A 10,597-nucleotide genomic window follows, 5' to 3' on the forward strand; every position below is an offset into this window, starting at 1 on the left:
CCGGTGCGGGGGCGGCGCCCGTGTACGCGCTCACCGCGACCGCGAGTTCATGGCGTTCGGGCCGCGTGTCGCGTGCCCTACTCGCTCGCCAGACGTACCCGGTCGACCTTTCCGGCGGTGGTCCGCGGAAGCGTCTCCCGGACGACGATCCGGCTCGGGCAGTGGCTGGCCGGGAGCCGTTCGCGCAGCCAGTTCTGGATGCCCTTGACGGAAGCGCCGTCCCCGGCGGCGGCGACATGAGCGGTGATCGACGCGCGCTCCGGCCGGTCGGCGTCCCGCAGGACGGCGACGGCGGCGCTGACCGCCGGATGCTCTTCCAGAACGGCCTCGATCTCACCGAGTTCGATGCGGTGGCCGCGCAGTTTGATCTGGTCGTCGGCGCGCCCGAGGTACTCCAGGGAGCCGTCCGCCCGGCGTCTCGCGCGGTCGCCCGTGCGGTAGAGCCGTCCGGTGCCGTCGGGCGTCTCACCGACGGGGAACCGCTCGGCGGTCAGGTCGTCCCTGCCCAGGTAGCCGAGCGCGATCCCCGCGCCGTAGAGCACGATCTCGCCGTCCGTGTCCGGCTCGTCGACGGTCTCGTCCAGATGCGTCGCGCCGTCGTCGTCCACGGCGGCGAGGTAGAGGCCGGTGCCCTCCAGCGGGCGCCCCAGGGAGATGACGTCCGGCGATTCGACGCGCGCGGCGGTGGCCCAGATCGTGGCCTCCGTGGGGCCGTACAGGTTCCAGAGCTCCGCGCCCAGGGGCAGGAGACGGCGTGCCAGTTCCGGGGTGAGCGCCTCTCCTCCGCACCAGAGCCTGGCTCCCCCGAGGCCGCTCCACTCCGCGGAGAGGAGCATGCGCCAGAAGCTGGGCGTGGCCTGGATGACCTGGGGGGCGTGTTCGCCCAGGAAGTCGTGGAAGGTGTACGGGTCGAAGCGCACGTCGGCCGGCACGGCGAGCACGGACGCGCCGACCGTCAGCGGCAGCAGCATCTCCGCCATGGAGATGTCGAAGGACAGGGCGGTCGCGGCGACCATCGTCTCGCCCGCCACGAGCCCGGGCGTGGACGCGAGCCCGGCGAGGCGGTCGAGCAGGGACGTGTGCGAGACCATGACGCCCTTCGGGCGCCCGGTCGAACCGGAGGTGTACATGACGTAGGCGACATCGGCCATGTCCGGCTCGCGGGGGGCGAAGGGTCCCCCGGCGCCAGGGACGGGCTCGGCGGCGAACGCACACTCGGTGGTCTCGCGCAGGACGAGGGACGGCCGGGCGTCCGCGAGGATCCGCTCGCGGTGAGCGGGTGGGCTCTCCCGGTTCAGCGGCAGTACGGCGCATCCGCTGCCTGCGGCGGCGAGGATGCCGATCACCCCGCCGGCCGGCCCGGCCGCGTCGAGGGCGACCAGCGAGCCGGCCGGGGTGTGCGCGAGGATCTCCTCGCCGAGGGCGGCCGCCGACTCCGACAGTTCGCGGTAGGTGAACGTGCGAGTGGCGCGCACGGCCACCGCGGCCGGAGTCCGCGCGGCCTGGGCTTCGAAGGTGTCTCGAATCGTCTTCATGCGCCGCCTACTTCGCACAGGGACAGGTGCGGTCGCGGCGTCGGTCACGAGCCACGTGCACGCGCTCGGCCGTGCCGGACAGGCTGGAGGGGAGGCTGCCCTCCGGGGGCCCCGAGACATGGTCGCCGGACCATGTGCGGGGCGTGTGGGCGCGGGCGGCGGCGAGCCGGCGGGGCCCCGTGCGCCCTTCGTGGCCGTCCTGGTGCCCGTGGTCCGCATCGGCGGCGTGCCGCCGGAGAAAAGTCTTCATTCGGGTTCCCACTTCATTCCCCTTTCCGGCGGTTCGCGAGAGCGCGGAGAGTTCGACGGGATCGCCCACGGATCCGGCCCGAAACAGGCCGGGCGAATCAACAGGTATGTCGTACAGGTCCGCACGAGCGGCCGTCGCGCGCATAACGGCGATGGAGTTCGGCCGAGGGTCCACGAATGAATCGTCACGTGCCGCCGAAGCATGACCTGAACTCACGGCCACTTCCTCGAGTACGCTGTCGACCGGCCCCACAACGGCGTCGGACATCCCACTCCTCGATGTGCGTCCCCAGCCCTGACGCGGCTTTCACCTCACGGCACGGGCTCGTTCACGGATGTGTCGTCCACGGCGGTACCGACCCCGCGGTCCGGCCCTCGCTCGCGTGCGGCGGGGCGATCCCCACCGCCACGGCATGCGACCGAAAGTCGAGGTCAGAGCCTCGGCCCTCCGCGCCACTTCCGGGCTCGACAGGTGCGAGTATCCGCCCTCACATGGCGGTACCACACGTCGCCCTGACGCCACAGCAGACTGCGCCCCGCATCCCCGTTCCCCCCTCTCGCGCCGGACCGGCAGCATACGACGGCAGCGATTCCCCCTCGGCTACGACTTACAGCGAGGGGCGTGCTGCCCGCCTCGCGTACAACCGAGCGCCGCATTGGATATGCACCACATCTATCACGAGGGGCCCCGAAGGACGCCCTCACTGTATGGGGTGCGACCGAATCATGGAAGAGATGATCATCTTTCTCTGCACGCATCCGCCTTGAGCGCCCGTCAGACGTCGTGACCGCTTGCGTGAATTCGCTCGGCGGAGTAATTCGACTGTTGGGGCATCGGATTGACTATCGGATAGTTCCCCGTAATCCGGGCATCGCCCGCACCGCGGGTCTCGCCCGGTGCAGGACCACCGCGCCGCCCAGTCGATCAAGGGCGTTGACAGAATCGTCCGGCGCTAAGAATATGAGCGGCACGCTGCGTCTCCTGTGCACACCTTCGGTCGGAAGCCCCTCATGCGGGACGCGTTCGATGACCTCGTGCCCACACACGCCGCTTCCACCGGCGCGGCAACGCCGCCCGGGTGGTGCGTACATCACCACCGTCGCCATCCCCTCCCCCGGCCCGCGCCCCGGGGCACCCGTGCTTCCGTGCCTGTCCCGCGCTCCCGCCCGCGCGCAGGCACTCACCGACCCGAGTTCCAGGAGATCCGCATGGAGTTGTCACTGAGCGGCACCAAGATGGCAGGTGTCTCGGGTCTGCGCAGCATCATGGACGATGTGGCCGCCAGTACGGCGGACGCGTCGGCCGGTGAGTGGCTCAACCTCAGCGTGGGCAATCCGGCCACCATCCCGGACGCCGCCGAGATGTGGCGCACCGCCCTGACGGACTCACTGGCCGAGGAGTTCGAGCGGGCCGGATGCCGCTACGGGCCCTCGCGCGGCAGTCAGGTCCTGGTCGGGGCCGTCGTGGAGTATTTCAACCGGACCTACGGCTGGCAGCTCGGCCCGGAGAACGTCGTGGTCGGGCCCGGCAGCCAGATGCTGTGCTTCGCCGCGGCCGCCCTCTTCACTGGGCCCGGCGTGCGGGGCGACAGGAAGATCGTCCTGCCCATGGTTCCCGACTACACCGGCTATCAGGGCATGTGCATGCACGACGGGGGGATTGTCGGGGTGGAACCCCTGATCGAGCGGCAGGGCGAACACGGATTCCGCTACGCACTGGACCTCGACGGGTTGGGACGGCAGTCGGACATCGGCATGATGCTGCTCTCCAGCCCCGCGAACCCGACCGGGCGCGCCCTGGACCGGGCCGACCTGGACGCACTGACCGCGCTGGCGGCCGAACGCGACGTTCCGCTCCTCCTGGACCAGGCTTACGGTTCCCCGTTCCCCAGGATCGCCGAGGTGCACACGGAGCCGGTTCTGCACGACAATCTGATCAACTGCTTCTCCGCCTCCAAGGCCGGACTCCCCGGAGAGCGCGTCGGGTTCGCGATCGGCCCCCCGAATTACATCGACGCGCTGGCGTCGTTCATGTCCAACTCCGTCCTGCACGCCCCGCAACTGCCCCAGGCCGCCCTTGCCCGCATCATGCGGGACGGCAGGCTGGACCGCGTCACCCGCGAGGCCATCACTCCTCACTACCGGGAGAAGAGACGCCTCGCCGCGGATCTCCTGGCGGAGGCGATGCCGGCGGACATGGACTGGCGGATGCACTCGGGCGTCGGCGGGATGTTCTGCTGGCTGTGGGTGGACCACCCGTGGTTCGACGATCTCGAGCTCTACCGCAGGCTGAAGGAGAGGCGCGTGTTCGTCGTGCCGGGACGTCACTTCTTCGTGGACCCGCTTGCCTCCCCCGGCCTGGACGGCCACTCGACACGCTGCTTCCGCATCAGTCTCAGCACCGAGGAGAAGGTGTTCTCCGAGGGCATCCGCCAAGTGGCCGACGTACTGCGGGAGATGCGCGCCTCGGCGGCCGGGGCAGGCACGTGACCCTCCCGCCTCCACCGCTCTCCGCGTGCCCGACGCCGCCGGTGGACGAGGTCCGGTGAGCGGGTCCATGTGCGGAAAGGGGACGTAGTGGCGGGTGTGGACCGGCGGTTCCGTGCTCTCGTCGGCGCGTACGCGGTGTCCGGCTACGGCAACTTCCTGAACCTGATCGCGATGAGCCTGTTCTCGTACCAGGTCACCGGCACGGCCTTCGGGGTCGGCCTGGTGATGGCGCTGCGCCTGCTCTCAGGCTTCGTCGCGGGGCTCACCGCCGCGGCGCTGGCGGCCAGGACGACCCGGCTGAGGACGATGGTGTGCGCGGACGTGGCCCAGGGCCTCGCCCTGGCCGTTCTGGCGCTGTGCTCGGCCCGCACGCCGATGTGGCTGCTGTGCGGCACGGTCGTCGTCATGGGCGCGGGAAACACGTACTTCACCGTCGCCCTCCGCAGCGCGATTCCCGCGATGGTCGGCCAGGAGTCCCGTACCCGGGCGACCGGACTGCTGGTCACGGCACGGTCGATCGCCACGGTCCTGGGCTTCGCCTCGGCGGCTCCCGTCATCGCGTTCGGCGGCTACGGCACCGCGTTCGCCGTCAACGCCGCGAGCTTCGCGGTGTCGGCGGGGGCGCTGCTGGTCCTGCGGCCGCGTACCGACGGCGACGAGGAGCCCGTGCAGGAGGAGAACGGCCGGGGGAAGGACGCGGTGCGCCCCCGGGGCCCGCGCCTGTGGCACGGCGTGGCCGGCCTTCCCGCCCTGCTGCTCGGCATGATCCTGCTCAGAGGGATCGACGCCCTCGCGTCCTCCTCGCACAATGTCGCGCTGCCCGTGGTCGCGAACGCCTCCGCACCGTCCGATCCGGCCCTCTTCATGACCCGGTTCTGGGCGGCGTGGGCCGTGGGCACCATCGCCGCCCACCTTGTGCTCCGGCGCGCGCGCGGGGTCTCCGCGTGGGGCGAACGGGCCTTCGCCCTGGGCACACTGGCCATGGCGGTCTCCTTCGTGGCCGCGTTCACCGGGCTGCCCGCCGCGGCCCTCATGCTGGCCGCCGCGTGTGCGGGATTCGCGGACGGCTGGGCCGAGACGGTCTACACCGCACGCCTGCAAACGGCCCCCGACCGGCAGCGCACCCGGCTGTTCGGGCTGTCCGCCACGGCGGAGACCGCCGGCTTCGCGCTGGGCACGGTGCTCGCGGCGGCAGCTCTCGAAGTGCTGCCCGCCCTGACGGTCGTCGGCGTGTTCCACGGTGCGGCCGTGTGCGGGGCACTGGTTCTGCTGTTGTTCGTCTTCCGCGCCGGCCGCGCCCGGTCGCCGTCGTCCACGAGTCGAGAAGAAAGGGATACGCATGGAGCACGTCCAGGGGCAGACTCTCTGCCGGGGGCCTGAGCCGGAGTACACCGAGAGCGACCCGCGCGACGCCGTGCGGGCTCTCCTGCGTGCCGCGGAAGCGGACTCCGGCGCAGCCGTCGTCGCCGTCGCCCCGGACGGTTCCACGACCACCCTGCCGTATCGCGAACTGCTTTCGCAGGCCACCCTGCTGCTGGCCGGGCTGCGGGAGCGTGGGCTGCGTCCCGGTGACACGGTCGTTCTGTGCGGGCTGCCGCTGAGCGAGTTCTTCCCCGCCTTCTGGGCCTGTCTGCTGGGCGGTGCTCTGCCCGCCGCCCTCGCGGACCGGGCCACGCCGGGCTCGCCCGCGTACGAACGCCTGCTGCACGCCTGTACGGTGCTGGACGGACCGTTGGTGCTCAGTGATGCCGCCGGGGCACAGGCCCTGGCCGCGGCAGCCCCCGAGCTGCGGGTCGCGGTCGCGCGGGACTGCCTGGGCGCGCGGCCCGCGGACGTCCACGTGGAACCGGCCGGGTCCGACGTCGCGCTCCTGATGCTTTCGTCCGGCAGCACGGGTGTGCCCAAGGCGGCGCGGCTCACCCACGCCGGCCTGGCGGACTTCGCCGCGAGCTCCAGGCGGATCATGGACGTGCGGCCGGACGACACCATGGTGAACTGGCTGCCGGTCGATCACAGCGGCGCGTTCCTCCTGTACCACCTGCTGGCGGTCTTCGTGGGCTGCACCAACGTCCACGCGCCCACCGAGCGTGTGCTGGCCGAGCCGCTGCGCTGGCTCGACCTCATCGAGGAGTACGGGGCGCAGCACAGCTGGGCCCCGACCTTCGCGTACGGGCTGGTCGCGGACGCGCTCGCCGAGCGGCCGGAGCCCGTACGCGACCTGGGCGGCCTCAAGTCGCTGCTGTGCGGCGGCGAGCAGATCGTGCTGCCGGTGCTGCGCCGCTTCCTCGACGCCACCGCCGCGTCGGGGGTGCGGGAGGGGCACATCGTGCCGGTGTGGGGGATGGCCGAGACGGTCACGGCCGTCACCCACGGGCGGCTGGACCGGCCCGGCACCGTGCACCGCCTGCTCAAGAGCAGCCTGGGCGGTGAGCTGATACGGGCCGACGCCCGTACCCCGGAGGACGACTGCGTCACCTTCGTCGCGGCCGGCGCTCCGGTGCACGGGGTAACCCTGCGCATCGTGGACGACCTCGGCGAGCCGACGCCCGCAGGCAGGATCGGCCGGCTGCAGGTGCACACAGCCACCCGCCTCACGCCCGGCTACGTGAACAATCCGGAAGCGGACGCCGAGGCGTTCCCGGCCGGCCGGGACTGGCTGGACACGGGTGACCTGGCCTTCCTCGACGCCGGGCAGGTCGTGATCACCGGCCGGCGCAAGGACCTGATCATCCTCAACGGGCACAACGTCTACTGCCACGAGGTCGAGGAGGCGGCGACCGCCGTCGCCGGCGTCAGACAGGGGGAAGTGGCCGCCTGCGGCATTCCGGACCCGGACAGCGGCACGGAGCGGCTGGCCGTGTTCTTCGTCAGCCGCACAGCCGACGAGGACGCGCGGATCGTGCGGGAGGTGAGGGCGGCGCTGTTCTCCCGGCTCCGTCTGACCGCCTCGCACGTCGTGCCCGTACCGCACGAGGACTTCCCGAGGACCCCTGCCGGGAAGGTGCGCCGCGCCGAACTCCGGCACCGGCTCGTCGCCGGTGGTACCCCTGCCCACGCCACCCCGCCCGACGACGTGCGCTCGGACGGAGTGGCGCAGGTGGTGAGGGAGGAGATCGCAGCCGTACTGGGGCACGCGGTGGACGTGCACGAACGGTTCTACGAGCTGGGGCTGAACTCGCTGCTCCTCACCCGCCTGCGCGCCCGCCTGGAGCAGCGGCTCACGATGCCGATCGCCCAGGCCGCGTTCTTCGAACACCCGACGGCCATGGCGCTGGCCTCGCATCTGGCGGCCGCCCCCGGGGAACAGCCGCAGTCCGTGAGCACCGCCTCGGGGGACACGGCCGACCGGCGCATCGCGGTCATCGGCCTGTCGCTGCGCTTCCCGGGCGCCGACTCGGTGGAGCGTTACTGGGCCAATCTGCGCGACGGCGTCGACAGCGTCCGGGTCTTCGACGACGAGGAGCTCGCGGCGGCCGGCCTCTCCCCGGAGCAGCGGCGCGCGCCGGGCATGGTGCCGGTCGCGGGCGTCATCGACGGCGTCGACGCGTTCGACGCGGACTTCTTCGGGATGAGCCCCAAGGAGGCCGGGCTCACGCATCCCGCGCACCGGCTGTTCCTGGAGTGCTGCCACGAGGCGCTCGAGGACGGCGGCTACGCGGCGGCCGAACCGGGGACCAGGGTGGGGGTGTTCGCCGGAGCAGGCATGAACCTCTACGACCATCAGCAGCCGACGGCGACCGGTGTGCCGGTCGATCCGGCCGACGGCATGCAGGCCGCCATCGGGCTGCAGCCCGACTTCCTCGCCTCCCGTGTCGCCTACCGGCTCGGCCTCACCGGGCCCGCCATCGGCGTGCAGACCGCCTGCTCCACCTCGCTGGTCGCCACACACCTCGCCGTACAGGCCCTGCTCAGCGGCGACGCGGACCTGGCGCTCGCGGGAGCCGCGGCCGTGCACCTCCCCCAGGAGACCGGCTACCACAGCCACCCCGGCTCCATCCTGTCTCCCACCGGACGCTGCCGGGCCTTCGACGCGGAGGCCGACGGCACCGTGGGCGGCAACGGTGTGGCGGCCGTGCTGCTCAAGCGGCTCGACCGGGCACTGGCCGACGGCGACACCGTGCACGCGGTCATCCTCGGTTCCGCCGTCAACAACGACGGCGCTGCCAAGGTCGGGTTCACCGCGCCCGGTGTCGCGGGCCAGGTGGAGGTCGTGCGCGAGGCTCTGCGCAGGGCGGCCGTCCCCGCCGACTCGATCTCGTACGTGGAGGCGCACGGGACGGGCACTCCTCTCGGCGATCCGGTGGAACTTGAGGCGCTCGGCAGGGCGCTCGGGGAGGGTACGCGGCGTACGGGGTTCTGCACCGTCGGATCGGTGAAGCCGAGCATCGGGCACCTCGACAGCTGCGCCGGGATGGCCGGTCTCCTCAAGACGGTCCTCATGCTGCGGCACCGGACTCTGGTGCCCACCCTGCACCTGACCCGGCCCAACCCCGAACTTCCCCTGAAGGGCGGACCGCTGGTCCTCGGCACCGAGCTGCAGCCGTGGCCGGCGCGGGACGGTGTGCCGCGCCGGGCCGGGGTCAGCGCGCTGGGTGTCGGTGGCACCAACGCCCACCTGGTGCTGGAGGAGGCTCCCGTACGGCCCGCGGCCCGCGCGTCCGGACTCCCGCTGCTCGTGCCGGTGTCGGCCCGCGACACACAGGCCCTGGAGGAATTCACCGGGCTGCTCCGCGACCGGCTGCGGCAGCGGCCGGACCTCGCGGCGGCCGATGTGGCGGCCACCTTGGCACTCGGCAGGCCGCACCGGGCCGTACGGGCGGCGGCTGTCGGCCGGACCGCCGAGGAACTCGCCGACGCCCTGGACGATCCACGGCCCGTGCCGTCCGGTCCGCTCGGGCCGCTCGCCTTCGCCTTCTCCGGACAGGGCAGCGGACGCCGGGGCATGGCCGGGGGCCTCTACGCCGCGCATCCGGCCGCCCGGCGGACACTCGACCGCTGCGAGGAGCTCTACGCCGACGAGTTCGGCGGCACCCTGCTGCCGCTGCTGCTGGACGAGTACGCCGACGACGACGTCTGGCCCACCGAGACGGCCCAGCCGGCCCTGTTCGCCCACCAGGCCGCGCTCAGCGACGTGTGGCGCGCCACCGGTGTGCGCCCCGCACTGCTGCTCAGCCACAGCGTCGGCGAGTACGCGGCGCTCTACGCGGCCGGCGCCGTCTCCCTCGACGACGGACTGCGGCTCACGGCGTGGCGTGGGCGGCTGATGCACACCGCCTGCCCGCCGGGCGGCATGCTCGCCGTCCGCGGCCCGCAGAGCGACACGGAGCGGATCGCGCGGGCCGCCGGAGTGGAACTCGCGGCGCTCAACGGACCGCGGTCCCAGGTGGTCTCCGGCCCGCCGGAGGCCCTCGCGGAAGCCGCGCGGCTGCTCGACGGGGAGGGCATGCGCTGGCGGGCTCTGCCCGTCGACAGGGCGTTCCACTCCGCCGCGGTCGAACCGGCGCTGCACGACTTCCGGGCGCGGGCCGAGCAGGTGACGTACGGCCCGCTGCGTACGCCGCTNNTTCGACCTGGCCATGGCGGCGGCTTCGGGGCAGGGATGCCGGGACTTCCTGGAGATCGGTGCCGCGGACACCCTCACCGGCCTCGGCCGGCACTGCGTACCGGAGAGCCGCTGGCTCGGCGGGCAGGGCTCGGCGCCCGGGGGAGCCGACCAGGTGCGCGGACTCCTGATGTCACTGGCCGCGCTGTACCGCAGGGGGGCCGACCTGGACTGGAGCGCGGTCAACCCCCGCGGGAACAGGGTGCCGCTGCCGGGGCACCCCCTGCGCAGAATCCGCGTGACGCCGCCGGCCGCGCCGTCGGCTCGGGCCCCCCACCACCCGGCGGTACCGTCGGCCATCACTCCGAAGGAGCGCACCGTGCCGGACGAACTGCTCGCCGAGGTACGGAGGCTGACCTCCGAGAAGCTCGGCCGTCCGGCGGCCGACGTCGCGCCCGACTCCTCGTTCTTCGAGCTGGGCGCGGACTCGCTCTCCCTGATGGGCATGACGGCGGAGCTCGAGCAGCGGTACGGCGTACGCGTCCCGGTACGGGAGCTGTTCGACTCGGCGGACACCCCGCGTGCGCTGGCCGAACGTCTGGCACAGCTGGGGAAGGGGTTGGCCGGGGGCTCCGTGGAGGTTCCTCCGGAGCCTGGTCTGGAACCGCGCCAGGAGGCGGACGACCGCCGGCAGCCGCAGCCGGCACCCGCACCCGCGCTGGCGGCGACACCCGCACCGGCACCGGCAGCCGAAGCGTCCTCCGGGCTTCATGAGCTGCTG

5 protein-coding genes and 1 pseudogene are annotated in these 10,597 nt (G+C 72.6%); 4 read left to right on the forward strand and 2 right to left on the reverse strand.

Annotated elements, in window-relative coordinates:
* Positions 1-77 precede the first annotated feature (77 nt).
* A complete protein-coding gene (locus BFF76_RS04420) occupies positions 78-1,535 on the reverse strand; it encodes an amino acid adenylation domain-containing protein (protein ID WP_065847266.1) in 1,458 nt (485 codons plus the stop codon).
* A gap of 7 nt (positions 1,536-1,542) precedes the next feature.
* On the reverse strand, positions 1,543-1,785 hold the full coding sequence (locus BFF76_RS04425) for a hypothetical protein (RefSeq protein WP_065847268.1): 243 nt from the start codon (positions 1,783-1,785) through the stop codon (positions 1,543-1,545).
* Positions 1,786-2,993: 1,208 nt separating this feature from the next.
* Here BFF76_RS04425 and BFF76_RS04430 point away from each other — a divergent pair.
* The 4 genes and pseudogenes from BFF76_RS04430 to BFF76_RS33510 form a co-directional block, all read left to right on the forward strand.
* Positions 2,994-4,274, forward strand: a complete 1,281-nt coding sequence (locus BFF76_RS04430; RefSeq protein WP_065847270.1) for a valine--pyruvate transaminase — start codon at positions 2,994-2,996, stop codon at positions 4,272-4,274.
* Between the two features lie 135 nt (positions 4,275-4,409).
* Positions 4,410-5,654, forward strand: coding sequence for an MFS transporter (locus BFF76_RS04435; protein WP_065847271.1), 1,245 nt, complete (start codon positions 4,410-4,412; stop codon positions 5,652-5,654).
* Positions 5,614-9,836 (forward strand): annotated as a pseudogene (locus tag BFF76_RS04440) (beta-ketoacyl synthase N-terminal-like domain-containing protein); the annotation flags it as partial. The gene BFF76_RS04435 and the pseudogene BFF76_RS04440, both read left to right, overlap by 41 nt.
* Before the next feature lie 170 nt (positions 9,837-10,006).
* The coding region (locus BFF76_RS33510) for an acyl carrier protein (RefSeq protein WP_244167217.1) at positions 10,007-10,597 on the forward strand (591 nt) is incomplete at its 3' end.

This window comes from Streptomyces mutomycini, assembly GCF_001700505.1.
GTDB lineage: Bacteria > Actinomycetota > Actinomycetes > Streptomycetales > Streptomycetaceae > Streptomyces > Streptomyces mutomycini.

Excerpts from the sequence above, each read along its gene's own strand:
- BFF76_RS04425 (WP_065847268.1), bottom strand. The coding sequence starts at position 1,785 with ATGAAGACTTTTCTCCGGCGGCACGCCGCCGATGCGGACCACGGGCAC.
- BFF76_RS04430 (WP_065847270.1), top strand. The coding sequence starts at position 2,994 with ATGGAGTTGTCACTGAGCGGCACCAAGATGGCAGGTGTCTCGGGTCTG.
- BFF76_RS04420 (WP_065847266.1), bottom strand. The coding sequence starts at position 1,535 with ATGAAGACGATTCGAGACACCTTCGAAGCCCAGGCCGCGCGGACTCCG.